General features: G+C 66.4%; 19 protein-coding genes. 5 read left to right on the top strand and 14 right to left on the bottom strand.

Features of this window, described 5'->3' with window-relative positions; genetic code table 11:
• The first annotated feature begins 46 nt into the window (after positions 1–46).
• Complete coding sequence (locus AC2YG9_RS21905; protein ID WP_487300126.1) at positions 47–1,330, top strand: O-antigen ligase family protein; 1,284 nt, start codon at positions 47–49, stop codon at positions 1,328–1,330.
• Here the strand turns inward: AC2YG9_RS21905 and AC2YG9_RS21900 are convergent.
• The 3 genes from AC2YG9_RS21900 to AC2YG9_RS21890 all read right to left on the bottom strand — a co-directional run bounded on the left by AC2YG9_RS21900 (position 1,237) and on the right by AC2YG9_RS21890 (position 4,413).
• Positions 1,237–2,031 carry a hypothetical protein gene (locus AC2YG9_RS21900; RefSeq protein ID WP_487300125.1) on the bottom strand — a complete coding sequence of 265 codons (795 nt, stop codon included), beginning with the start codon at positions 2,029–2,031 and terminating at the stop codon, positions 1,237–1,239. The genes AC2YG9_RS21905 and AC2YG9_RS21900 overlap by 94 nt on opposite strands.
• Positions 2,032–2,155: 124 nt before the next feature.
• Positions 2,156–2,857, bottom strand: a complete 702-nt coding sequence (locus AC2YG9_RS21895; RefSeq protein WP_487300124.1) for a P-loop NTPase family protein — start codon at positions 2,855–2,857, stop codon at positions 2,156–2,158.
• Positions 2,858–2,910: 53 nt separating this feature from the next.
• Positions 2,911–4,413, bottom strand: coding sequence for a GumC family protein (locus AC2YG9_RS21890; RefSeq protein WP_487300123.1), 1,503 nt, complete (start codon positions 4,411–4,413; stop codon positions 2,911–2,913).
• A gap of 88 nt (positions 4,414–4,501) precedes the next feature.
• Between AC2YG9_RS21890 and AC2YG9_RS21885 the strand changes: the two genes are divergently transcribed.
• Positions 4,502–5,263 carry a polysaccharide biosynthesis/export family protein gene (locus AC2YG9_RS21885; RefSeq protein ID WP_487300122.1) on the top strand — a complete coding sequence of 254 codons (762 nt, stop codon included), beginning with the start codon at positions 4,502–4,504 and terminating at the stop codon, positions 5,261–5,263.
• Positions 5,264–5,272: 9 nt separating this feature from the next.
• On the opposite strand, the gene AC2YG9_RS21880 is transcribed toward AC2YG9_RS21885, so the two are convergent.
• Positions 5,273–5,542, bottom strand: coding sequence for a sel1 repeat family protein (locus tag AC2YG9_RS21880; RefSeq protein ID WP_487300121.1), 270 nt, complete (start codon positions 5,540–5,542; stop codon positions 5,273–5,275).
• A gap of 389 nt (positions 5,543–5,931) precedes the next feature.
• Here AC2YG9_RS21880 and AC2YG9_RS21875 point away from each other — a divergent pair, with 389 nt between their 5' ends.
• Complete coding sequence (locus AC2YG9_RS21875; RefSeq protein WP_487300120.1) at positions 5,932–6,438, top strand: RcnB family protein; 507 nt, start codon at positions 5,932–5,934, stop codon at positions 6,436–6,438.
• Positions 6,439–6,473: 35 nt separating this feature from the next.
• Here the strand turns inward: AC2YG9_RS21875 and AC2YG9_RS21870 are convergent, their stop codons facing one another.
• The 5 genes from AC2YG9_RS21870 to AC2YG9_RS21850 all read right to left on the bottom strand — a co-directional run bounded on the left by AC2YG9_RS21870 (position 6,474) and on the right by AC2YG9_RS21850 (position 13,457).
• Positions 6,474–7,361, bottom strand: coding sequence for a hypothetical protein (locus tag AC2YG9_RS21870; protein WP_487300119.1), 888 nt, complete (start codon positions 7,359–7,361; stop codon positions 6,474–6,476).
• A complete protein-coding gene (locus AC2YG9_RS21865; RefSeq protein ID WP_487300118.1) occupies positions 7,348–8,571 on the bottom strand; it encodes a hypothetical protein in 1,224 nt (407 codons plus the stop codon). Before AC2YG9_RS21865 ends, AC2YG9_RS21870 begins: the two co-directional genes overlap by 14 nt.
• Before the next feature lie 70 nt (positions 8,572–8,641).
• Positions 8,642–9,745 (bottom strand): PfkB family carbohydrate kinase, encoded by a 1,104-nt coding sequence (locus AC2YG9_RS21860; protein ID WP_487300117.1) that lies wholly within the window; start codon positions 9,743–9,745, stop codon positions 8,642–8,644.
• Positions 9,742–10,413, bottom strand: coding sequence for a bifunctional 4-hydroxy-2-oxoglutarate aldolase/2-dehydro-3-deoxy-phosphogluconate aldolase (locus AC2YG9_RS21855; protein ID WP_487300116.1), 672 nt, complete (start codon positions 10,411–10,413; stop codon positions 9,742–9,744). The genes AC2YG9_RS21860 and AC2YG9_RS21855 overlap by 4 nt, the downstream gene beginning before the upstream one ends.
• A gap of 95 nt (positions 10,414–10,508) precedes the next feature.
• Positions 10,509–13,457, bottom strand: coding sequence for a TonB-dependent receptor (locus AC2YG9_RS21850; protein WP_487300115.1), 2,949 nt, complete (start codon positions 13,455–13,457; stop codon positions 10,509–10,511).
• A 267-nt stretch (positions 13,458–13,724) separates the two neighbouring features.
• Between AC2YG9_RS21850 and AC2YG9_RS21845 the strand changes: the two genes are divergently transcribed.
• Complete coding sequence (locus tag AC2YG9_RS21845) at positions 13,725–15,062, top strand: pectate lyase family protein (protein ID WP_487300114.1); 1,338 nt, start codon at positions 13,725–13,727, stop codon at positions 15,060–15,062.
• Between the two features lie 97 nt (positions 15,063–15,159).
• Here AC2YG9_RS21845 and ppc read toward each other — a convergent pair whose 3' ends face one another.
• From ppc to AC2YG9_RS21820, 5 genes are all read right to left on the bottom strand, one after another.
• Positions 15,160–17,832 (bottom strand): phosphoenolpyruvate carboxylase, encoded by a 2,673-nt coding sequence (gene ppc / locus AC2YG9_RS21840; RefSeq protein ID WP_487300113.1) that lies wholly within the window; start codon positions 17,830–17,832, stop codon positions 15,160–15,162.
• Positions 17,817–18,572 carry a 2-dehydro-3-deoxy-D-gluconate 5-dehydrogenase KduD gene (gene kduD / locus AC2YG9_RS21835; RefSeq protein WP_487300112.1) on the bottom strand — a complete coding sequence of 252 codons (756 nt, stop codon included), beginning with the start codon at positions 18,570–18,572 and terminating at the stop codon, positions 17,817–17,819. The genes ppc and kduD overlap by 16 nt, the downstream gene beginning before the upstream one ends.
• Positions 18,573–18,582: 10 nt before the next feature.
• Entirely contained in the window at positions 18,583–19,416 is an 834-nt protein-coding gene (gene kduI, locus AC2YG9_RS21830; protein ID WP_487300111.1) for a 5-dehydro-4-deoxy-D-glucuronate isomerase, read from the bottom strand.
• A 301-nt stretch (positions 19,417–19,717) separates the two neighbouring features.
• Positions 19,718–20,788 carry a recombinase RecA gene (gene recA / locus AC2YG9_RS21825; RefSeq protein ID WP_487300110.1) on the bottom strand — a complete coding sequence of 357 codons (1,071 nt, stop codon included), beginning with the start codon at positions 20,786–20,788 and terminating at the stop codon, positions 19,718–19,720.
• Positions 20,789–20,914: 126 nt separating this feature from the next.
• Positions 20,915–22,063 (bottom strand): amidohydrolase family protein, encoded by a 1,149-nt coding sequence (locus AC2YG9_RS21820; RefSeq protein WP_487300109.1) that lies wholly within the window; start codon positions 22,061–22,063, stop codon positions 20,915–20,917.
• Between the two features lie 219 nt (positions 22,064–22,282).
• Here AC2YG9_RS21820 and AC2YG9_RS21815 point away from each other — a divergent pair, with 219 nt between their 5' ends.
• A complete protein-coding gene (locus AC2YG9_RS21815) occupies positions 22,283–23,905 on the top strand; it encodes an EAL domain-containing protein (RefSeq protein ID WP_487300108.1) in 1,623 nt (540 codons plus the stop codon).
• Positions 23,906–23,968 lie beyond the last annotated feature (63 nt).

Here is a 23,968-nt window from a genome sequence, read left to right as displayed (position 1 = left end):
CCTTCGCCCGACAGACCATGCCCAACGCAAGCGCCCTCGTTCTCCGATGACCCTGGCGGTCCCCTTCAGCCCGCCGGCGCGGACCGGCCGCCTCGACATCCCGGTGATGTTCGAGATGGCGCTCTCCTGCTTCGTGATCTTCACCTACATGCAGGGCTGGGCGGCGCCGTTGACGGGGTGGGCGGCCGATCCGACCAAGCTGGTGGCGCTGAAGTACGGCTTCCTGCCCGCCTATGGCGCGACCATCCTCCTGATCGCCATGGACCCTGTGCGGGCCTTCAAGGCCGTGGGCCGTACACCGATCATCTACGCCACCGTCGCCCTCGCGGCCGCCTCCTGCCTGTGGTCGATTGACGGCGGGGCGACCCTGCGCCGGGTGCTGGCGCTCAGCTTCACCACCCTGGCCGGCACGGTCATCGCCGCCCGCTGGAACCTGCGCCAACTTTCCGAGATGGTCGCCGGCCAGTTCGCCCTTCTGATGATCATGAGCGCCGTCTTCGCCATCGTGCCCCCAAGGCTTGGGATCATGACCGAACTCTTCCCCGGCGCCTGGCGAGGCGTCTGGACCGAGAAGAACGGCCTCGGCGGCATGATGGCGCTGGGGGCGATGTTCTGCCTCGCCGCAGCCGTGCTGGCCCCGCCAAGACGGTGGATCTGGGCCGGGCTGTTCGCGGGCTGCGCGGCCCTGGTGCTGCTGTCGACGTCGAAGACCGCCCTGCTCTGCCTGCTGCTGGGGATACTGGGCGTCGCCGTCGTCGGCCTGTTCCGGCGCGGGCCGGCCATGGCCGTGGTCGGGACCTGGCTGGGGGTCAGCGCCGCGGCGGTGCTGGCGGCCGTCCTTGTGCTGGCCCCGGACATGATCTTCGGGCTGCTCAACAAGGACACGACCCTTACCGGCCGGACCGAGATCTGGACCGCCGCCATCCACGCCATGCAGGAACACGACCCGGTCAAGGGCTTCGGCTACGGCGTCCTCTGGGATCATCGCGATCCCTGGGAGCCGGCCCGCTGGATCGCCCATGACGCCGGTTTCACGGCCGGCCACGCCCACAACGGCTGGCTGGAGGTCTGGTTCGGGTTGGGCGTCGGTGGCCTGGTCCTGTGGGGCGCGACCTACGTTCTGACCCTGCTACGCACCGTGGCGGCCACCTACCACCGGGAGGTGGCCTATCTCGCCCTGCCCTACCTGTTGATCTTCACGATGATGAGTCTGACCGAGGTGTCGATCTACGACTTTCACGATGGCGAATGGGCGCTGTTCGTCATGATTGCCTGCCGGCTGGCGATGCCGGACGAGCGCTCGACCGCGTCGAAGGCGGCGAAGAAGTAGAACAGGGTAACGGCCAGGCTGAGCTCGGCCAGTTCCTCGAACACCTCGTGCTGCAGCAGGAAGCCGGTCAGGGCGAACAGCGGATAGAGGGCCGGCCAGGTGAAGGCCAGCCGCGCGCCGGCGCCCAGCGGACCCAAGAGCTTCATCAGCCGCGGCGACAGGGCGGCGGCCGGCGCGAGGATCAGGACGAAGCCGATAGCCTGATAGAGGGCGTCATAGACGCGCGGCGAGACCAGGTTATGGACGTTGGCTTCCTTCTGCAGGTTGGCCTCCCGGAGGCCCTCGGGCGTCGCAAAACCCAGCATGTGCTGGCCCCAGCTCATCTCCTCGCCGATCAGGAAGATCAGGGTCGGAACGGCCAGGATCAGGATGGTGCGCCAGATCAGGGTCGCCGCCTCGCCCGACCGACGGGCCAACAGCACGCCGATGGCCATGATGGTCGCACCGTAGAAGGCCACCGTCAGGGTCTCGACCAGGCCGCCGTCGAAGGTCTCCGAACCGAAGATCCAGGCAAAGCGCTCGGCCAGCAGGTGGTTGGCGACGTTGAGCGGGAACAGCCCAAGGCAGAGGAACAGCAGCCCCCCGATGCCGAACCGGACCAGGATCGCCTGCTCTCGTTCCGCGCCGCTGGCCACGGTCTTGCGCGGCAGCAGGGCGAGGCCCGCGCCGATGAGGAAGGCGAGGATGGTCAGGACGCCCATTGTCGGATTCTGGGACAGGATATGTGGCATGACGCGAATTCCGGGATGAGCCCGCCCCGGAATGAGACGGACTCCTGCTGTTCTCGCCTTGCCCAGCACGGTTCGGGCCAACCGGCGTCAAAAATCAGGAGAGGATTCGGCGCAGGAAACCGGGCGGTTCGATCCGGGCCCGGTTGAAGAAGACGCCAGCCACCCGGCCGCCCGCCGCCGCAATGGCGTCACGCAGTTGGGCCGGGGCCCGGACGTCAGCCTGGTCGGCGGCGACGACCAGCACGGTCTGGTCGATGAAGGGGGCGATGGTGGTGGCGGCCTGCGAGCGGTCGGCGGCCGGAGAATCGACAACGATCAGGTCGGCGTGCTTGCGCAGGGCGGCCCAGTAGTCGCCGCTGGGCAGGACGTGGACCGTCTGGCGGCCCTTGAGGACCTCGCGGCGAAAACGGGTGACCCACCAGTTCGCCTCGCCCACCTTGTAGGCGGCGACGTAGCGGGCGTCGGGGATGGGCCGGCCCTCGGCATCGGCGCGGCGCGGCTGGACGGTCAGGAAGCAACTGCCGTCCGGGCTGGCCGAGACCGGCTTGCCCAAGGCCCCGTAGTGGCCGGGATCGGCGGTGATGGCGGTGACCTGGGGCGAGGTTTGCAGGTCCAGATCGATCAGCCAGACGGTCTTGCCGGCCCGCCGGGCGGCGAAGCGGGCGAACTCGCGGGCGACGGTTGAGGTCCCTTCCCTCTCACGGGCGGCGACGAACTGAACGACGCGCGCGCGGCCGGGCGTGGACGCGCCGAGCGTCGCCCACAGCCCCCCCATCTCGCCGCTCAAATCCACCATTCGTCGAATCGCCAAACACGCACTGCGACAGCCAGCCTAGCTTATCTGAGGTATCAACGCGCTTTCAGCGGCGCCGCACCCAGCACGGGCAGGTCCAGGGTGCGCGAGGCCGAGGCCGGCGTCGGGATGCCGGGCCGCAGGAACATCCGCAGCAGGCCCGCGCACAGGGCCGTGAAGCCGGCGAACAGGAAGGCCAGCACCAGCACCGGCCGCTTCAGGCTGGCGGCCTTCGGCGGAGGCGAGGCGCGCTCGACGATGCGGATGTTGTCGTTGCTCTCGCTGGCGATCATCCGGGCCGCCTCGTCCTGCTGTTCCTTGGCGCTGAAGTCGCGGACCGAGGTTTGCAACAGGTCACGGTCGCGGGTCAGCTCGGTGAACTGCGGCTCCAGCTCGGCCAGTTGCTGCAGCTTGGTCGTCGCCTCGCCGTACTGGGCGATATTGGCGTCACGGGCGCTCTTCAGGCTGGCGATCTCGGCGGTCAGCTGGATCTTCTCGGTCTGCAGGGTTTGATAGACCGGGTTGGGTCCGATGCGGCGGGCGCCCGGCGCGGTGGTGCGTCCCGAGGCGACGGCGGCCTCAAGGGTTTTGATCTGGGCGTCGATGTTGACCAGCGCCTGGCTGTCGGGCGTGTAGCGGCTGCGCAGGTCTTCCCGCTGCACCTTCAGCGAAGCCAGCTTGTCGGTATCGGCGGTGTTGATGTCGCTGTAGACGTTGCTGGTCGGAGCGATGCCGGCCAGCTGGGCGTCGAGGCTGCCGAGGCGCCCCTGCCGCTCCTGGATGCTGGCGTCGAGGGTGTAGCGCTGGCCCTCGAGCTGGCCGATCAGCTGGGTCATGCTGTTCTTGGTGGCCATGAAGTCGCCGAGGTTATTGTTGGCCAGAAACTCCTGATAGGCGGCGTCGGCCTCGGCCAGCCGACCTTCGAACAGCACCCGCTGGCGCTCCAGGGCCGGCGAAGTCGCTTGCTGCAGCACGCCACGGCGGTAGGTCAGATATTCCTCGAGGTAGGTGTTGAGCACCTTGGCCGCCATGTCGGCGTCTTCATGCTCGAAGGTCACCCGCACGATGGGGTTCTGCGGCGTCGCCGAGACGCTCATCTTCTCGCCCATGTCCGACACGGCCTTGGCCATGACCAACGGCTTCTCGGCGGCCGGGGCGGCGTCGTAGGCGGCGCCGGCCGTGGGGTAGACCGTGGCCAGTCCCATCTTTCGCAGCACCCGCTCACGCAGCTGGGCGCTCATCAGGATTTCGGTTTCCGAAGCGACCATGCTGTCGGTGTCGGGAACGGCGCCGCGGGCGGCGTCGCCGGCCCGGGGCTCGTAGACATATTCCTGGCCCAGCTGGACCAGCACGCTGGAACCGGCGGTGTAGGACTTCTTCAGGGTCATGGCGAAGCCGGCCCCGATCAGGAAGATGACCAGGAAGACGCCGATCATCAGCGGCAGTTCGCGCCACAGCAGGGTGATGAAGTCGCTGGCCGCATAGCGCGGCCGACCGGCCCAGTCGGCGCGGGCCGGCGGGTCATGCGGTACACTGGTCCAGCTGCCGGCGTAGGCCATGCGATTCTGCGAAACGCCCTCTCTTCAAGGGCACCCTGGCGCGGGCGGCATTAACGGTCCGTTACCCATTCTCCTTAACCTTTGCACCATGATCCGCGCGCGCATCCTTGTTGCAGCTGTAAGCGTCGTCGCCCTGGCGGCGGGAGCGCCCCTGGCCGCGCAGGCGTGGCCGTTCAGCGGAAAAGACAAGGGGCGGCCTACAGCGGCTCCGAGGGGTCAGGCTTTCCCGGATATCGCCTATGCCGACTGGAGCGAGGCCGAGCCGGCCTACCGCGTCTATCCGGGCGACGAGCTGGAAATCTCCATCGCCTCCGCCCCGGAGCTGAACAAGACCGGCTTCATCCAGCCGGACGGTCGAATCGCCCTGCCCCTGATCGGCGGCGTCATGGTCGGCGACCGCACCCTGCCCGAGATCGAGGCGGCGATCTCACAGGCCTATGCGCGCGAGCTGCTGCGACCTCAGGTCACGGTGGGGGTCAAGACCGCCCAGCCGCTGAAGGTCTTCGTCTATGGCGAGGTCCAGAAGGCCGGCATCTATGACATGCCCGGCGACATCAATGCGCTGCAGGCGGTGGCCATGGCCGGCGGCTTCAACACCACCGCCAAGCGCAAGCAGGTCGTCATCCTGCGCCGCACCGCCGACGGGCGGTTCATGCGGCGGACTGTGGATCTGTTGAAGGGCTCGAACCAGGGCGGTGCGGATCTTGTGCCGCTGCGCCGCTTCGATCTGGTCTATGTGCCGCGCAGCGATATCGCCGAGGCGAACCTGTTCCTGCAGCAGTACTTCCGGGACCTGATCCCGATCAGCTTCGGGTTCAGCTATGATCTGAACCCGCAGAGCAATCGCTAAAAGATCAGATCAGGCCCGGGCCAGCCATTCGCGCGCCTGACGCTGGGCTTCAGCGACTTCGTCCGAGGCCATCTCCTGGCTCAGTTCCTTGCGGTACAGCTTGGCTTCGATCGAGCCGCGCATCGCCGCGAGGTTGAACAGCATATGGGCCGAGACGTAGTCGAGCGGCGCGCCGCCCTGACCGGTCGAGTAGAGCATGCCCATGCGGAACAGCTCGTCGCCCGAGCTATCGGGCCCCGGAAGGGGCATGTGGGCGTCGGTGTCGTGGCTCATCATCATGATGCCGTATCCCGTTGTTTGGCGCCGTTCTGGCAGCCGGTTCGTGTTGATCACGGGTATGAGGAAAGAGCCGCGTTCCTGAATTCAGGGTTAACCGCGAACGCCGTTGTGACGTTTTGTGCGATTTTTTCCGAAATACTTTCAGGCTGTTAGGACGCAGGTAAGGGACTGGTAGAGTTACGTTTACACCGCTTGCGCGGGGATGAATCCCGCTGAGGCCCGGTAAGGTTTTGGAGGGGTCCCAGGACCACCCTTGGAACGACATTCCTGACACGTCCGTTCAGGCTCGGTTCAGGCGCACCGATTCACCTTGTTCGCCTGTCGAGGGTAAAACGTGCGGTCTTCCTCCCTTGGGAACCGCCCAGTCGACCTTAAGGAGGACGTCGACCATGAAACGTCTGATATTGGCTCTGACCGCCGCCGCCTGTGTTTCAGGCCCGATGCTGGTTGTCGCCACCGACGCCGCCGCCCAGGGCCGTGGTGATCGTTGGGATGATCGCCGTGACGACCGTCGTGATTATCGCCGCGAGCGGCGCGAAGATCGCCGGGACTACCGCCAGGACCGCCGTGAGGACCGCCGCGACTATCGCCGCGATCGTCGCGAGGCCCGCTGGGACCGCGCCCGCCACAACGGCTACTACTACCGTAACCGCTGGTACTACGGTCCGCCGCCGAGCGCCTACTACAGCGATCCCTACTACCGTCCGGGCTACGCCGCCTGGCGCCGGGGCGCTTATCTGCCGAGCTACTACCGCTCGAACGACTACCGGATCTACGACTACGGTCGTTACCGTCTGCGCGCCCCGCCGCGCGGCTACTACTGGTACCGCTCGGGCAACGACTATCTGCTGGCCGCCATCGCGACCGGTCTGATCTTCGAAGTCATCACCCGCTAGGGCGGCTCTTGTGTGCAAAGGGAGCGCCTCGCCGGTTACGGCGGGGCGCTTTTCTTTGACCTAGCCTTCACAGGCTTGGCCGCCTTCCCACCGGTGGCCTCCTTCAACAGGTTGCGGTGATCAAGACGCCATTCTTGAGGGCTCATTCGACCGAGAATGCCAAGCGCGCGCTCCAGAAACCCAACATCCTCTGGATCAATCTGGGCGGCCAAGATCAAGGGCAGGCGGGTCTTGATCAACAACAGGCATGCACCGACGAAAGAAAGAGTGCGCACAAACCCTTTCATTGAGCGATCGCCTGCATAGCGCCGCAAAGCGGATTTGATCTCGATATCTCCCCGAAGCGCTCTGGGCGTATCCGCTAGAGCTGGCGCGGCGGTAAACAGGAAAAATGCACCGGGCAGGATCACGAGTCCAAGGAAGAGGCCCGCGAGCCCGATCGTCGCCAGCCTGGCATCGCCCAACAGCGAAGGCCTCTTTGGTTCGTGCGAAGAGGTGAGCGCAACTTTCGTGGTGACACAGTGCACGACCCGATTCTTGGAGGCCTTGTCCTTAGAAATGAACTTGAACCGCAGGCTGTATTCCGATCCGGGCGTGAGCACCCCTGCGTCAGTCCATTGCGTCGGCGACTTCACGTCAAACAAACCAGTTCCCAAGGCCCTACGAGAACTCGATGCCCATGCCGTCGCGCCCCCTTTGACCTTTATCTTTCCCCGCCGTGTGAGGATGGGACTGAGTTCGGATATTTCCAGTTCGACGTCGGTCCCCTCCAATCCGGCAGGCTTGTTCCATCCGACGGTGACGCGATCCTGGCCTTGATTGACCTCCAATAGAAACGGGCCTTCGGTACAGGTCGCGGCCTGACCTGCCCCGAGGCAAAGAACGATTCCAAGAACGATCAGGGCAAGATTAAGCGTTCTCATAATAGAGACTGATCCGCCGAAGTTGCCACCAGACGCAGAACGCCGCAGCCATCAGGGCGACAGCAAGCACCGGGCCATTCGGTCGACCGCCGGATGCGTTCATCGCGAAGAACGCGCCAAACAGCAAAAACAGGTAGCAAATGGTGGCGGCCACGCCTGAATAGAATGAAAGTCTTCGCCCTGCCCGATCCACCGCGTAACGGGCGTCAAGACGATGCTGCAAAAAGACCGAACTCCTCAGATAAGACAGCCACGCCAGGGGCGTGAGCAGAACTGAGAAGTTGGAAAGCAGCGCAACAACAGACCTCCCCAGAAACAGGATCAGACTGGGGTTGTCAGGTCGGTTGTCATCCTCTCGCCTGCGTCGCCGTGATCGTCCAAGCCAATGACCCGCCAAGCCGAGAAAACCCTCCAGGACAAAAAGGCCCAGAAGTATGGCTGACAAGAGTGCGATTTGATTAAGTGTGTCGCTTTCAATTGAACTACTGGATGCTTTGGTCATCGCCTCGATGAGCGGCTTACTGAAAACGAGATATGCCGAGATTCCTGCGATTACCAGAAACGTATCAAATATAATCTTTCGGAGCGGCAACTCACTGGCGACCGCGAACAGCCCGACTGCTACCGACAACAGACCAACCGCAAGTACGACTATGGCGGACAAGTAGACCATCGGCGTGTTGTCTGGACCGAGGAACTCAAGGACGATCGCCACGCAAGCGCCCAAGACGAACGCGCCGGCCATCAGCCATCGAAACCGCAACAATCCAGGGAACCGGAGTATTGTCTGCAGAAAGAACGCCACGAACGTGCCAACAGCGACGGGAACCAGGAAGAGCAGAAAGACAATCTTGAAGAAGCCCTCATTGCCGTCGAACGAGTCGATGCTCATGACGCCAGCGTCCACGGCCGCGTGAAAAAAGAGCCCGAATCCAACAGCGAGGGCGATATGGCAAAGGAAGTTTGCGAGGTTGGTCCGCCAAGATTTCCTGCCGTTGAAGGCCAAAGGGTATCGGAAAACAAAGAAGAATAGTGCGGCACAGAGCGAGAACAGCACCAAGCTAGGCGCGTTTATCGGCGTTCCAACCGGGGCCCGTGGCCCTACAAAGCCATAGGCTGCGCACCCAAGCAGCACTGCCAACAATACCAGTATGCTGGCCACGCGACTGTGCCGCCGCAGTGGGTCCTCGCCGATTTCCAAAGCCGCCATAGCCCCCTCCAAGAAGGCAACCATAGCGTGAAAGTGAATTAAGGAGAACGTTGATTTTTCAACGTGGCGTTCACCGGATGACCCGCGCGCCCTTGCCGTGCATGACCGCCTCGACCTCGGCGGCGCGGACCATCGAAGTGTCGCCAGGCGTGGTCATGGCCAGCGCCCCGTGGGCCGCGCCGTAATCCACCGCCGCCTGCGGTCCCTTGCCCTCCAGGAAGCCGTAGGCCAGCCCCGAGGCGAAGCCGTCGCCGCCGCCGACCCGGTCGAAGATTTCCAGGTTCTCGCGCATCTGCGAGGTGTAGAACTCGCCGCCGGCCCAGAGGATGGCCGACCAGTCGTTGAAGGTCGCAGTCTTCGCGTTGCGCAGCGTCGTGGCCGCGACCTTGAAGTTGGGGAACTCGCGCACCGCCGTGGCGATCATGGTCTTGAAGTTGGCCGGGTCGATGGCGCTGATGTGCTCGTCGAGGCCCTCGACCTCGAAGCCGAGGCAGGCGGTGAAGTCCTCCTCGTTGCCGATCATCACATCGACGTACTGGGCGATCTCGCGGTTGATCTTCTGGGCCCCGGGCTTGCCGCCCTGGCTCTTCCACAGGCTGGCCCGGTAGTTCAGGTCGTAGGAGATGATGGTGCCGTACTTGCGGGCCACCTTCACCGCCTCGATGACCGCTTGAGCCGTATTCGGGCTAAGGGCCGCGAAGATGCCGCCGGTGTGAAACCAGCGCACGCCTTCCTCGCCGAACAGCTTTTCCCAGTCGACCTCGCCTGGCGCGATCTGGCTGGCCGCCGAGTTGGCGCGGTCGGAGCAGCCGAGGGCGGCGCGGACGCCGAAGCCCTTCTCCGTGAAGTTCAGGCCCACCCGGGTGTTGCGGCCGATGCCGTCGAACTCGCGCCAGATCACGTGGCTGGTGTCGACCCCGCCCTGCATCATCAGGTCCTCGACCAGCCAGCCCAGATCGTTGACCGGCAGCGCCGTCACCGCCGCGGCGCGCTTGCCCCAGCATTTGCGCATGGCGCGGGCGACGTTGTACTCGCCGCCCCCCTCCCAGACGTTGAACTGGCGGGCATTGCGCACCCGACCGTGGCCCGGATCGAACCGCAGCATCACCTCGCCGAAGGACACACAATCCCAGCGGCAGTCTTTGGCCGGACGGAGGTTGAGGATATCGCTCATCTTTTCCTGTGCTTCTCGATCAGCTGGACGGTCTCGCGGACCTTGGTTTCGATGCCGCCCCAGTCCTTGGCGTCGAGCAGGTCCTGGGTGATCAGCTTGCTGCCCATGCCGGCCGCGACGATGCCGGCGCCGAACCAGGCTTTGACGCTGTCCTCGGTGGGATCGACGCCGCCGGTGGGCATGATGCGGGTCCAGGGCATGGGCCCGAGCACCGCCTTGACGAACTCCGGCCCACCGACCTGGGTCCCGGGGAAGACCTTGACGATCTCGCAGCCCAGCTCCTGGGCATAGGAAATCTCCGAGGCGCTGCCGCAACCCGGGCTGTAGGGGATCATCCGCCGATTGCAGACCACGGCGACGTCGGCGTTGAGGATGGGACCGACGACGAACTTCGCGCCATTGGCGATGTAGATGCCGGCCGTCGGCGCATCGACGATCGAGCCGACACCCATGATGACGCGCGGATCGGCCTTGGCGAAGTGACGGGCCACATCGAGGAAGACGTGGGAGGCGAAGTCGCCGCGATTGGTGAACTCGATACAGGGCGCGCCACCGTTGACGCAGGCCTGGATGACGTTGACGCAGACCTCCGGGTCCGGGTGGTAGAAGACCGGGATAACCCCCTGCTTCATCATCGCTGCAAGTACGGACATCCGGTCGTGAGTCATCACGCGCTCCTGTGAACTTCTGAGGGCGCCAACCTAGACGAAAAAATTGGGCGCCGGGGTCAACTCCCGGCGCCCAGTTTGCGCAAGGAGGTAAGCTAGAAGGTGTACCGGAAGCCGAAGTAAACTTGGCGGCCGGTGTGGTGATAGACGCTGGTGCTTTCGCGACCGTCGCCGCCCACCCACTGACGGTTGAACTCGTCTGAGAGGTTCAGCCCCTCGACGGTGACCATCAGCTTGTCGGTGATCTTGAACGAGGCCGAGGCGTCGACGTTGAACGTCTCCGTCTTGCCCTCGGTCAGGTTGCCGTTCCGGCCCGGGACGTTCTGCAGGTAACCCTCGCGGTACGACGCCGACACCCGGGCGCTGAAGCGGTCATCCTCGTAGTAGAGGGTGCCGTTGTAGGCGCTAGGCGACAGGTTGATCAGGTCGTCGGTGACGACCGTCGTGCACAGGGCGTTGCTGCAGTAATCGATCTCGGACTGGACGTAGGTGTAGTTCAGCTGGACGCCGAGGTTGGCGAACGGGCCCGGCAGGAAGGTGAAGGGCTGCTGGTAGCTAATCTCGAAGCCCTTCAGCGGGCCGCCTTCGGTGTTCACCGCGGTGGTCAGCTGGAAGACGGTCGAAGGGCTGCAGCTGTTGGCCAGCAGGCAGAAGCCGGGCGCGAAGGCGCTGCCGTTCAAGGCCGTCAGGTCCGAATAGGGCAGATCCTGGCGGATGACCTGAATGTAGGTGTCGATGTCCTTGTAGAAGAGCGACAGCGACACCAGGCTTTCCGGAGCGAAGTACCACTCGAAGCTCAGGTCGTAGGTGTTGGCCTCGAAGGGCTTCAGCTTCACGTTGCCGATGGTGGCGGTGAAGTTGGGGCTGGAGGCCGCCAGCGAGGTGGTCGGGACCAGGTAGTTGGTGCCGGCCAGGGTGTTGCCGATCTGCGGACGGGCCATGACCTTGGCGGCGCCGAAGCGGACCATGAACTGGTCGGTGACATCCAGCGCCAGGTTCAGCGACGGCAGGTAGTTGTCGTACTCGTTGGTGCCGTGAACCTTGGTGCCGCCGCCGGTCGAGCTGTAGCCCTCGGCGTAGAGGCGGGTGTTGGCCGCCCGGATGCCGAGGTTGCCGCGCAGGCGCATGTCCCAGAACAGGTCGAAGCGGAAGTCGCCCTGCAGGTACCAGGCGCGATCTTCTTCCTTGATCGACCGGTTGCCGCCGCGGGCGTTGCCGTTGGTGAAGCTGGTCAGCGTGAAGTCGCCGCCGGGGACGCCGGTGTTGCAGTTGCAGTAGATGTTGAACAGGCTGGCGATGGCGTTGAGGTTCGGCACCACCCAGCTCGAGTCGTTGCCACCCGGCTGGCCGAGGCCCGAGCCGAAACCGCTCAGCACGCTGGCGATGTTGGCCACGGTGGTGCCGACCGGCAGGGCCGGAACCACGGTTTCATCGGTCCGGCGGAAGTCGAAGCTGTCGCTCTCGTAGGACTTGATGTTGTAACCGAATTTCAGGGTGAGCCAGTCGGTGGTGTCCCACACGAAGTCGAGCTGTCCGGAGTTGAACTCGGTGTTGACGCCGTTCGGACGGATACGGATTTCCGAGCGCGGCACGGTGGTGCCGGTCTGACGCCAGTCCCAGTTGGCCGGGTTGGAGACGTCGAAGCCGTAGTTGATCAGCGGCGTGTTGCGGTTGCCGCGGAAGTCGTAGCTGAAGCCCTGGATGTTCTGGCGGTCAAAGGTGACCGTCGTCTGGACCGGGTTGTCGAACTCCGACTTGGCGTTGCCGACGTAGGCCCGCATCTTGAAGCTGTCGTTGAACTTGTGGTCGAAGGTCAGGGTGTGCTGGGTGAACTCGGTGGTGAGCTCGTCGTAGCGCTGCTCCGACCGCACATCGACGTTGTCGAACACGCCATAGACCAGCTCACCGTTCTCGACGACGGCGTCCCGGACGTGGATCTGGGTCTTGCCGCCGGCCGCCGCGTTGCGGCTGAACGACAGCGATTCCAGGAAATTTTCCTGCCGGGTGGCGTCCAGCTTCGAATAGAGGACATCGTAGCTGAAGGTGGTGTCGTCGGTCGGCTTGAACTGGATGGCGCCGGTGAAGCCCAGGCGTTCCTGGCTATGCACCAGCCGCCCGTAGCGCGGCAGGCGCGGATGGAAGACGTTGGCGCTGTTGACCGTCGTGTAGGCGGCGTTGTTGGCCGCCGTGTTGGCCGGGCGAGCGACGCCCGTGGCGCAGTTGGTCGCCGAGGAGCCGGTCGAACCGCTATTGGTCGGGTTTTGCGGGGCGAAGCCGAGCGGGCTGCAGAAGCCGCCGTTGTCGGTGGCGCGTTCCCAACGCACCGAGCTGAAGCCTTCTTCGAGCAGGTTGCGCTCGCTGTAGGCGATCGAGGCCAGGACGCCGACCTTGTCGTCGAAGAAGGTGTTGCTGACCAGGAAGGCCAGGCGCGGGTCCCACTCTTCCGACAGGTCGTTGAGGCCGTACTGGCCGCTCATCGCCATCTGGAAGCCGTCGTAATCGAACGGCCGGGTGGTGCGCAGATCGACCGTGGCGCCCAGAGAACCTTCTTCGGTCTCGGCGGCGGCGGTCTTGCGGATGGTGATGCTGTTGAACAGCTCCGAAGCAAAGACATTGAAGTCGAAGCCGCGGCCGCGGTTTGCGCCGCCCGAGCTGTCGGTGCCGCCGGTGGTGGCCTGGGCCTCCATGCCGTTGATGCGGGTGCGGGTGAAGTCGGCCCCAAGGCCGCGGACCGTGATCGAGCGGCCCTCGCCGGCGTCACGGTCGATCGAAACGCCCGGGATGCGCTGGATGGATTCAGCCAGGTTCAGGTCGGGGAAGTCGGCGATGTCCTCGGCCTTGATGGCGTCGACGACGGTGGTTTCCTGACGCTTCACCTCGACGGCGCTGGCCAGCGACCCGCGGAAGCCCTTGATGACGACTTCATCGACGTCGGCGTCGTCGGCGGCCGGCGTGTCTTGCGCCGAGGCATAGCCGGCGGCGCCGAGCGCCACGGTCATGGCCGCCAGCGAAGCGCCGAAACGGAGCGCGCCATACCGCAGCATGGAAGTGCGCGAACGATCCTTGTTGGACACCTTGTAGTCCCTCCCCTTTCAGGCCGTTCGCGGTCTGGCGCCGCCGTCGTCCTACCTGTGACACGATCCCGAACCGCCGCCCTCCTGGCAACGCTCGGAAGTTTTGACACCGGTGTCATTGCAAGTCAGAACTTGTTTGACACCGGTATCATCGCCGTTGATATCTCAGTTTCGAACGATTTGACAAGCCCCTCCGCCGAACTTCCACCGAAGTTCACCTACCGGGAGAATTTGAACTTGAGCCGCCTGACCGCCTGCCTGATGGGGACCGCCCTCGCCGCCCTGGCCGTCCCCTCCGACGCCGCCGAACCTCTGCCCGCCTTTCCCGGCGCCGAGGGCCACGGACGGTTTTCCCAAGGCGGGCGCGGCGGTTCGGTGCTTTTCGTGACCAATCTGGAGGACGCGGGCCCGGGTAGCCTACGGGCCGCGGTCGAGACCAAGGGGCCGCGCACGGTGGTGTTCGAAACCGCGGGAACCATCCGCCTGAAATCGCCTCTCAAGATATCGCGCGGCCGGATCACCATCGCCGGCCAGACCGCTCCGGGCGAGGGAATCACCCTGGCCGACCAGCCGCTGGTCGTCGCCGCCGACGATGTCGTGGTGCGATTCCTTCGCGTGCGGCTGGGCAGCGAGTCGGGGGTGCAGGAGGACGCGGTCACCGTCTCGCGCGGCAGCCGCATCGTGCTTGACCACATCTCGGCCAGCTGGTCGGTTGATGAGACGCTGTCGGTCGGCAGCCGCTACAGCCCGCCCGAGGACGGCGTCTATGACGTCACCGTGCAGTGGAGTCTGATCGCCGAGAGCCTGAACCGCTCGCTGCACGAGAAGGGCCGCCACGGCTACGGCAGCCTGATCCGGGGCGGCTACGGGGCGCGGATGAGCTTCCACCACAACCTCTGGGCCAACCACCAGGCGCGCATGCCCCGGCCCGGCAACTACAACGGCCCGGAGGTCGACCCGGTCGGCCCCTTCATCGAGTTCCGCAACAACGTCTTCTACAACTGGGGCGGCGGCCATGCCGGCTACAACGCCGACACGGCGGCGCATGCGGCGTATGACTTCATCGGCAACAGCTATTTTCCGGGGCCTTCCAGCGGCGGCCAAGGCCTGGCCTTCTGCGAGGACAACAGCCTGTCGCGCGCCTGGTTCGAAGGCAACAGCATGGCCGGGATGGTTCCCGCCGATCCCTGGAGCCTGGTCGGCTGCAAGCCGCCGGCGGGCTATAGGGCGAGCGGCCCCCTCGCTGCGTCGAATGTCACCACCACCAGCGCGGATGTCGCCTCCTGGGCCGTACTCGACCGCGCCGGCGCCTCGAAGGTTCGCGATGCGGTCGATCTGCGCATCCTTGCCGGCGTGCGGGACCGAAGCGGTGGGCTGATCGACAGCGAACAGGACGTCGGCGGCTGGCCGGTGCTGAAGGGCGGCCCCGCCCCGGCTGACATGGACCGCGACGGCATAGGCGACGCCTGGGAGCGGCAGCACGGGCTCAACCCGGTCGATGGAACCGATGGCGCGGGCGACAAGGACGGCGATGGCTGGACGAACTTCGAGGCCTATCTCGCCAGCCTGGCCTGAGGCCGTCGGCGAGTCAGCCAGCCGAGCAGGCTTCCGGCCAGGATGATTACCAGGTCGCCGCTGGCCGGATCGAAGCGGGAGGGGTCAAGCGATCAGGTTAGCCGGTGTTGCGCAGGCCTGCTGCGATGCCGGTCACGGTCAGCTGGATAGCCAGCCGCGTCTCCTCGCTGTCGTCGCCCTTGCGGCGACGACTGAGCAGTTCGAGCTGCAGGTGGTTGAGGGGGCCCACCGAGCCTGCCGCCAATGCCACCGACTCGGCCAGGTCCGGCCGGTCGTCGAGCAGCCTTGTGCCGCCCCGGATGGCCAGGGCCAGGTCAACGGCCGCGTCGTGCTCGCGCCGGATGGTGTCGAAGATTGGATCGCCGCTGGCCCGGTCCTCGCACAGCGCCGCATAGCGGGCCGCCAGCCTCATGTCGCTCTGGGCCAGGGCCAGTTCCATGTTCGACAGCAGGGCCTCGACGATGTCGAACTCCGCCGCCAGCTCGGCAAGCCGGGCCGGCTCCAGGCCCGCCCGCTGCGCCCCGCCGGCCAGACCGTACCAGCCCGGCAGCATGACCCGCGCCTGCGACCAACTGAACACCCAGGGAATGGCCCTCAGATCCTCGATCTTGCGGCTCTTGGTGCGCGAGGCCGGCCGGCTGCCGATGTTGAGGGTGACGATCTCTGCGATCGGGGTCGCCGACCAGAAGAAGTCCTCGAAGCCCGGGGTGTCGTAGACCAGCTCACGGTAGTGGGCGAAGGCGCCGGCCGCCAGGGCGTCCATGGCTTCAACGGCCTTTGCCGGCACGGCGTCCCGCGGTCGGGCGGTGGCGGTGAGGACGGCGGCAGTCAGGCCTTCGAGGTTGCGGCGGGCGGTGGGCTGGTCGCCGAAGCGGCGAAAGATCATCTCCCCCTGCTCGGTCATCCGCAACCGGCCCTGGACGGTGCCCGGCGGCTGGGCCAGCACGGCCTCCGCGGCGGGGCCCCCGCCTCGTCCGACCGAACCGCCGCGGCCGTGGAAGATGCGCAGGCCGACGCCCAGGCGGTCGCATTCGGCCGCGAGCGCAGTGGCCGCCCGGGCCACGCCCCAGCGGGAGGCGACGTAGCCGCCGTCCTTGTTGCTGTCCGAGTAGCCGACCATTACCTCCTGCACGGGCGAGGCGCCGAGCAGGGATTTGGCGGCGTCGGTCTCCAGCCAGGCGCGCAGCACGGCAGGCCCGGCCTCTAGATCGCCGATGGTCTCGAACAGCGGACTGACCCGCACCGCGGCGCGCGGCTGGGCTCCACCCCAGACCAGACCGGCCTGCTTGAGCAAGACCAGGGGTTCGAGGATGTCGGACACCGTGGCCGACTTGGAGACGACATAGGCGCCGATGGCGGCAGGGCCGTAGTCGGCGATGGCTCGGGCGGCGGCATCGATGATCGAGAGCTCGCGGGCCGTCTCCTCGCCGTAGGCGGTGAAGGGCGAGCGCAGCGGGCGCGGGGTGGCCAGTTCCTCGAGCAGGATGGCGACGCGGGCGTCTTCGTCGAGCGCCAGATAGTCTTTGGCGCCGCCTGCCTGGTTGAGCAGATCGGCGATCACCCGCTCATGGACATCCGAGTTCTGGCGCAGGTCGACCGATAGCAGGTGGAAGCCGGCGGCGCGGGCCAGGGCCAACAGCGTCTTCAGGCGGCCACCGACCAGGCGCGCGCCGCCATGGGTTTCCAGTGAGGCGCGGATGATCTCGAGGTCGGCGATGAAACCGTCCGGCGAGCCATAGGCCGGGCCGTCCGGCGGGCTGACGGCATAGGCGACGCGGACGCCGGTCAGCTTGACCGAGGTCGCGCACAGGCGGTCGAAGATCCATTCGAAGGCCAGCCGATAGGGCTCGTCGAGGCGATGGACGCTCGGCTGGTCGGCCTGCATGGCCAGGGCCAGCAGGTCTTCGGAGGCCGGGCCGTAGGCGGTGGAGATGGCCAGGTCCGACCACAGGCGGCGCACCTCGCCGGCATAGTGGTCGAGAATCAGCCGGGCCTGGGAGCGCAGCGCCAGGGCAAGCGTCTCGGCCCCGACGCCGGGGTGGCCGTCGCGGTCGCCGCCCAGCCAGGTGCCGAGCTTGAGGATTGGGCCCAGCTCGCCGATCTCCTCGCCCCAGCGGTCGTAGAGCTCGATCAGCGCGGGAAGGATGGCGGTGCGCACCACCGAGAGAGCATTGCGGATCTCGTCGGCGACGGTGATCTTTTCGGGGCGATACAGCCGCGTGCGCCAGAGCAGGGCCGTCTCGCGGAACAGGTCCTCGCGGATCTGACGGTCGAGGTCCGGCGGCAGGTGATGCCGGCGCAGGGCCATCAACCGAGCGATCTCGACCTGGCGCTCAACCAGGGCCCGGCGGCGGACCTCGGTCGGATGGGCGGTCAGCACCGGGGTGACCGACAGGCCGTCCAGCGCCTGGCGCCCGGAGGGGCCAAGGGCCTTCAGCGCGTCAGCCAGGGTGGCGATTTCGGCAAGGCTCTCGGCCTCGGCCTCCTGCCGGCGGCCGGCGACATCCTCGCCGATGTTGGCCAGCATCGAGGCGCAGGCGAAGGCGCGGGCCAGCAGCGAGGCTTCCGACGGAGTCACCGCATTGAACAGGAAGCCCAGATGCGGGGCCTCACCGCCCTCCTCGGCCGCCGCGCGGGCGGCCTCGACCAGGCGGGCGGCGTCCTCGCCGTCCAGATAGCGGATGGCCTCGGCGAGCAGGTCGCCGAGCAGGTTCAGGTTCTTGCGGACCTGGCCATTGGAGGCGGACGAACCGGTCAGCGGGCCAGCCATCCCCCGTCCACGGGCAGGATGGCGCCATGCACATAGTTCGAGGCCGCCGAGGCCAGGAACACGGCCGCGCCGCCAAGGTCCGACGGCTGGCCCCAACGGCCGGCCGGGATGCGCTCGAGGATGGACTTGTTGCGCGCCTCATCGGCCCGCAAGGCCGTGGTGTTGTTGGTCGAGAAATAGCCGGGCGCGATGGCGTTCACATTGATTCCCTTGGCCGCCCACTCATTGGCCAGCAGCCGCGTCAGACCGGCGATGCCGCTCTTGCTTGCCGCATAGGAAGCCACGCGCACGCCGCCCTGGAAAGACAGCATGGAAGCGATGTTGATCACCTTTCCGGCGCCCTGCTGGACCATCTCACGGGCCGCGGCCTGGGAGAGGAAGAAGGCGGTCTTCAGGTTCACATCCATGACCGCGTCCCAGTCCTCTTCGGTGAAGTCGAGGGCGTCGTTGCGGCGGATGATGCCGGCGTTGTTGACCAGGATGTCGGGCGCGGCGGCAGCCGACTTGGCGGCGGCGATGACGTCGCCTGAGATGTTCGGCTGGCCAAGGTCGGCCTGGATGAAGTGGAAGCCGCGACCGGTCGCCTTTACGGCGGCCTCGGTCTCCGTCACGGCCGACCGTCCAACGGCGACGATGTCGGCCCCGGCCTCGGCAAGGGCGACAGCCATCGCTTGGCCAAGGCCGGTATTGGCGCCGGTGACCATGGCGGTACGGCCGGCCAGGCTGAAGAGGTCGCTCATGGTGCGGACCCTACTTGAGTTGGCAGATGTCGAGGACGTTCATGTCCGTGTAGTCCAGGTTCTCGCCGCCCATGGCCCAGATGAAGGCGTAGTTGGCGGTGCCCGAGCCCATGTGGATCGACCAGGGCGGGCTGACCACGGCTTCCTCGTTGGCGACCACGATGTGGCGGGCGCTGTCGGGCTCGCCCATGAAGTGGAAGACCCGCTCGTCGCCCTTGAGGTCGAAGTAGAAATAGATCTCCGAACGGCGGTCATGCAGGTGGGGCGGCATGGTGTTCCAGACACTGCCGGTCTTCAGAATGGTCAGGCCGAGCAGGAGCTGGGCCGACTGACAGACGCCGGGGATGATGTACTGGTAGATGGTCCGCTCGTTGGAGGTCTCCAGCGAGCCGCGCTCCAGGGGCGTGGCCTGGGTGATGTCGATCTTCTTGACCTCGAAGCGGGCGTGGGCCGGGGTCGAGGCGAGGTAGAAGCGGGCGCCCTCCCCTTCGAAGACCACGTCCTTCGTGCCCATCGGGACATAGAGACCATCGCGGGGACCCAGGTCGAAGGCCTGGCCATCGACCGTCACCTTGCCGGCTCCGCCGACGTTGATGATGCCCAACTCGCGGCGTTCCAGGAACGGATGGCCGGCGGCGCTGGCCGGTTCGGTCTGGTCGGGCAGCTTCAGAGGCGCAGCGCCGGGAACCGCACCGCCGATCACGAAGCGTTCGTTGTGGCTGTAGTTGAGCACCACCTGGCCATCGACGAACAGACCGGTCAGCAGGTAACGGTCGCGCAGTTGGTCGTTTGTGGCGCCGTCCATCATGTCCGGATGGGTAGCCTGAAGGGTCTTGGCGAACATGTGACGAGGTCCTCCCGAGAGATCGTGTTTCCGGTCAGGTAACCGGTGTCATGACTTGTGGCAAGCGTCGCTGACGACTTTAGCAGGAGCCGTTGCCGGTGGGGACCGGTTCGCGCCGCGCATCGTTGATCAGCAGCCGCCAACAGCCGGAGGCGTACCTGTCCCCATAAGAAAAGGACGCCCGCCTTTCGGCGGACGTCCTTTAGCTGCGGCCCGCCAAGTGCGGGGCGGGATGGGCGCACGAGGGTGGATCGGCGCCTCATCCCCGGCCGGCCGCGAGCATTTCGCTCGAGGCTTGAGCCTAGACGTCGTCTTCCTCGGTCGGGCCGACGAGCAGCTCTTCCTCGATATCGGTCGACTTGCCGCGGACCTGGGCCTCGATCTCGGCGGCCATGTCCGGGTTGGCTTTCAGGAACTCCCGGACGTTGTCGCGGCCCTGGCCAATGCGCTGGCTGTTCCAGGAGAACCAGCTGCCCGACTTCTCGATGACCCCGGCTTTCACCCCCAGGTCGATGATCTCGCCAAGCTTGGAGATGCCCTGGCCGTACATGATGTCGAACTCGACTTCGCGGAAGGGCGGGGCCACCTTGTTCTTGACGACCTTGACCCGGACGTTGTTGCCGATGATCTCGTCACGGACCTTGACCGAGCCGGTGCGGCGGATGTCGAGGCGAACCGAGGCGTAGAACTTCAGGGCGTTACCGCCGGTCGTCGTCTCCGGGCTGCCGTACATCACCCCGATCTTCATGCGGATCTGGTTGATGAAGATGACGATGGTCTTGGCCTTGTGGATCGAGCCGGTCAGCTTGCGCAGCGCCTGGCTCATCAGACGGGCCTGCAGACCCGGCAGGCTGTCACCCATCTCACCTTCGATTTCAGCGCGCGGCGTCAGGGCCGCCACGGAGTCGATGACGATGATGTCGACGGCGTTCGACCGCACCAGGGTGTCGGTGATCTCCAGCGCCTGCTCGCCGGTGTCCGGCTGCGAGACGAGGAGCTCGTCGAGGTTGACCCCCAGCTTGTGGGCGTAGGACGGATCCAGCGCATGCTCGGCGTCGACGAAGGCGGCGGTGCCGCCGGCCTTCTGGACCTCGGCCACCACATGCAGGGCCAGGGTGGTCTTGCCCGAGCTTTCCGGGCCGTAGATTTCGATGATCCGGCCCTTGGGCAGGCCGCCGATGCCGAGTGCGATGTCGAGGCCGAGCGAACCGGTGGAGACGCTTTCGATCTCCTCGATCTTGCCCTTCACGCCCAGCTTCATCACCGAGCCCTTGCCGAACGCCCGATCGATCTGGCTCAGCGCCGCTTCGAGCGCGCGCTGCTTGTCACCGTCGTCTTTACCCACGAGCTTCAATGCCGCCTGATTAGCCATGTACTTTCCACCTTGTCCCACGATTCTCGCCGGCCCGCCCGGCGCGTTGAGGGCATAAGTACATGGTTTGTTCTCGTTCGCAATATGTTCTCGTTTTCGGCGAGAACATTTTTGCGGAACACCGGCTCAGGCCGTGAGGAACATGTCGTCGAAGTTCCTGCGGTAGAAGCGGTCCCTGCCCTCTTCCGACAGACCCTCGAAGGTCGCCTCGAACCGCCCGATCGGGTCCTTTGTCCCTTCCGGGTGCGGGAAGTCGCTGGAGAACAGGAACAGCTCCTCGCCGCCCTCGCGGATGATCAGCCCGGCGTCCTCGGTGGCGAAGGGGGTGAAGCGCACGGCCCGGCGGATGAACTCCGAGGGCGGACGGCTCAAACCACCGACCACCGGATCGGTCTTCTTCCAGCTCTTCCAGGCCTGGTCGAGGCGACGCATGAAGTCCGGAACCCAGCCGGCGCCCAGCTCGATGACCCCGCCCCGCAGGTTCGGGAAGCGGTCGAAGACGCCGTCGAGGGCCAGGGCCGAGAGGAACATCTGCGGCGCGAAGCTGAGCACGAAAAAGTCCTTGGCCCGCAGGTTCTCGCCGCCGCCCAGCCAGTCGGTGGGCCGGGGATGACCATTGTTCTGATAGGCCGGGTCAAGCACCGGCGGCGAGCCGCCGACATGCAGCATGAAGGGCACGCCCGCCTCACTCATCCGGCGCCAGACCGGGTCAAGATCCGGGTGGCCCGGCGAGCGCCCGCCGGCCGGGCTGGCCGGCAGCCAGATAGCCCCGATGCCGGCCTTGATCGCCAGATCGACCTCGATCAGCGCCTGGGCAGGATCATCGAGCGGAACCATTCCGACCGGGATCAGCCGTTTGTCACCAGAGCAGAAGTCGGCCATGCCCCGGTTCAGGGCCCGCGAGCCGCCGTACTTCACTTCCAGGTCGTCGCTGCGCAGGAACTGGCTGCCGGCAAAGGTCGTGAAGACCAGCTGGCGCGAGAAGCCGAGGTCGTCCAGCGCCCGACGCCGCTCGTCCGGGTTCATCGCCCCATAGGCGCCCCAGCCCTTGGGGCCCGAGACCACGTTGGACGCGATCGCCGCCGTCGCCGCCTCGTCGGTCTGCCGCGCCTTGGCCCGGCGGATGGCCTCGGCCGCCCCGGCCCCGCCGGCCTCCAGCCGCAGCGGGATCAGGCGGTCGCGCACGGCAGCGTCGGCATTGGCGCTCAGCCAGTCCTCGCTTTCCATGATGTGGCTGTCGGCGTCGTTCATGACGCGCCCCTGGGCGTAGGACATCGCGGCCTCCTCCAAATCGGTCTCTGCCGTACCGGTTATTCGAAGAGTAGCCGCAGCCGCCCTGTTTGTGGAGTCTCGATAGGGCCGGTGTGTTCGACAGGGGGCAGAATGCCCGGATTGTGGATACACATTCCGTGCTGTGACGGGCTGACGCACCGGTGTGACAACACCCCTTTAAGCACCTGACGCTAGCAAGGCAGTCCTGTCTGGAGTTCTGTCTTGGCTACCTCCTCGCGCACCCTGCTCGGTTTTGCCTTCGCGGCCGGCGATCTGCTCCTTGAACTCGACGCCTCCGGCACAGTGCTGGAAGCCGTCGGGGCTGCCCAGTCGATGCTCGGCGTCCCGGAAAGCGGCCTGGCCGGCCAACCCCTCGGCGCCATTTTCGACGAGACGGACGTCCAGCTGTTGGGCGCCATCCTCGAATGCCTGGACGAGGGCCAGCGTCGCGGACCGGCCGTTCTGCGCCTGGCCCGCGCCGGCGCGCACGGCGCCGCCGTCACCCTGCGCAAGCTGCCCGGCAACAGCGGCCGCATCTCCTGCGCCCTGATCGCCGCGCCCCTGCCTAACACTCGTGGCGGCGAGGACGGCATGCATGACCGCGCCGGCTTTGAAGCCGTCGCCCGGGGCCTGACCGAGGCCGCCCACCTGGCCGGCCGCGAGCTGGAACTGGCGATGATCGACCTGGCCGGACTCGAGGAGGCCCGCAGGGCTCTGCCCGCCGCCGAGGTAAAGTCCCTCGACGCCCGCGTCGCCGGCGCCTTGCGCGCCGAGGCCGGCCAGCACGGCGCCGCCGCCCGGCTGGAGGGCGAGCGCTTCGCCCTGCTGCGCGAGGCCGGCGAGACCCCCGACCTGGTGGCCCGCCGCCTCAGCCGCGCCATCGCCACCGCCTGCGGCGCCTCGCCGATCACCGGCAAGGTGCAGTCGGTGCCGCTGGAAATCGCCTCGCCCGGCCGACTGGCCAGGGCCATGCGCTACGCCCTCGACGACTTCATGGCCGAGGGGTTGAAGGACGTGCCGCCGCAATCGATGGCCGACGCCATGAACCGCTCGGTTCGCCGCACCCTGGCACGCGCCGGCGAACTGGGCGCGGCGGTCAGCCAGCGCCGCTTCGCCCTGGCCTTCCAGCCGGTGGTCAGCCTGGCCGACGGCAGCCTGCATCACCACGAGGCCCTGGTCCGTTTCGAGGACAACGCCAGCCCCTTCGCCATGGTCCGCATGGCCGAAGAGTTCGATCTCATCGAAGAACTCGACCGCGCCGTCCTCGAACAGGCCATCCGCCGGCTGAAGGGCGACCGCACGGGCGAACTGCGCCTGGCCGTCAACATCTCCGGCCGCAGCATCGGCTCCGGGCCCTTCGTCGAAGGCCTGCAGCGTCTGATTACCAAGTCTCCCGGCCTCGCCCAACGCCTGATCCTGGAGATCACCGAAAGCGCCGCCATCGACGACCTGGCCCAGGCCAACCGCCATATCCAGGCGCTTCGCTCGACCGGCAGCGTTGTCTGCCTCGACGACTTCGGCGCCGGCTCGGCCTCGCTGGCCTATTTGCAGACCTTGACCGTCGATGTGGTGAAGATCGACGGCCGCTATGTGCGCGACCTGGCCGGCGGTGGCCGCGACGCCGCCCTGGTGCGCCACGTCGTCAAGCTGTGCCAGGACCTCAAGGTCCGCACCGTCGCCGAGATGGTCGAGACCAAGGAGGTCGAGACCGCCGTTCGCGAGGCCGGCGTCGACATGGCCCAGGGCTGGTACTACGGCCGCCCGAGCGAAACCCCCGGGCAGCCGATCAAACACGCCGCGCCGATGAACGCCCGCCGCACCGGCACGTCGGAGAGCTGGGGCTAGGCCCAAACCCGGCCTCCTCCTCTAGGCCGTCCGGATGAGCCGCCCGGGCGATGGCGCACACCC

It is taken from the genome of Caulobacter sp. SRI_014, from assembly GCF_057586315.1.
The sequence above is the reverse complement of the archived record's forward strand: the minus strand, read 5'-3'. Positions and strand labels throughout refer to the sequence as shown.

Excerpts from the sequence above, each read along its gene's own strand:
- kduD (WP_487300112.1), bottom strand. The coding sequence starts at position 18,572 with ATGAGCGACCTCTTCAGCCTGGCCGGCCGTACCGCCATGGTCACCGGC.
- AC2YG9_RS21865 (WP_487300118.1), bottom strand. The coding sequence starts at position 8,571 with ATGGCGGCTTTGGAAATCGGCGAGGACCCACTGCGGCGGCACAGTCGC.
- AC2YG9_RS21860 (WP_487300117.1), bottom strand. The coding sequence starts at position 9,745 with ATGAGCGATATCCTCAACCTCCGTCCGGCCAAAGACTGCCGCTGGGAT.
- AC2YG9_RS21885 (WP_487300122.1), top strand. The coding sequence starts at position 4,502 with ATGATCCGCGCGCGCATCCTTGTTGCAGCTGTAAGCGTCGTCGCCCTG.
- AC2YG9_RS21890 (WP_487300123.1), bottom strand. The coding sequence starts at position 4,413 with ATGGCCTACGCCGGCAGCTGGACCAGTGTACCGCATGACCCGCCGGCC.
- AC2YG9_RS21895 (WP_487300124.1), bottom strand. The coding sequence starts at position 2,857 with ATGGTGGATTTGAGCGGCGAGATGGGGGGGCTGTGGGCGACGCTCGGC.
- AC2YG9_RS21855 (WP_487300116.1), bottom strand. The coding sequence starts at position 10,413 with ATGACTCACGACCGGATGTCCGTACTTGCAGCGATGATGAAGCAGGGG.
- AC2YG9_RS21905 (WP_487300126.1), top strand. The coding sequence starts at position 47 with ATGACCCTGGCGGTCCCCTTCAGCCCGCCGGCGCGGACCGGCCGCCTC.
- AC2YG9_RS21900 (WP_487300125.1), bottom strand. The coding sequence starts at position 2,031 with ATGGGCGTCCTGACCATCCTCGCCTTCCTCATCGGCGCGGGCCTCGCC.
- AC2YG9_RS21870 (WP_487300119.1), bottom strand. The coding sequence starts at position 7,361 with ATGAGAACGCTTAATCTTGCCCTGATCGTTCTTGGAATCGTTCTTTGC.
- ppc (WP_487300113.1), bottom strand. The coding sequence starts at position 17,832 with ATGGCTGGCCCGCTGACCGGTTCGTCCGCCTCCAATGGCCAGGTCCGC.
- AC2YG9_RS21880 (WP_487300121.1), bottom strand. The coding sequence starts at position 5,542 with ATGATGATGAGCCACGACACCGACGCCCACATGCCCCTTCCGGGGCCC.
- AC2YG9_RS21850 (WP_487300115.1), bottom strand. The coding sequence starts at position 13,457 with ATGCTGCGGTATGGCGCGCTCCGTTTCGGCGCTTCGCTGGCGGCCATG.
- AC2YG9_RS21820 (WP_487300109.1), bottom strand. The coding sequence starts at position 22,063 with ATGTCCTACGCCCAGGGGCGCGTCATGAACGACGCCGACAGCCACATC.
- kduI (WP_487300111.1), bottom strand. The coding sequence starts at position 19,416 with ATGTTCGCCAAGACCCTTCAGGCTACCCATCCGGACATGATGGACGGC.
- recA (WP_487300110.1), bottom strand. The coding sequence starts at position 20,788 with ATGGCTAATCAGGCGGCATTGAAGCTCGTGGGTAAAGACGACGGTGAC.
- AC2YG9_RS21875 (WP_487300120.1), top strand. The coding sequence starts at position 5,932 with ATGAAACGTCTGATATTGGCTCTGACCGCCGCCGCCTGTGTTTCAGGC.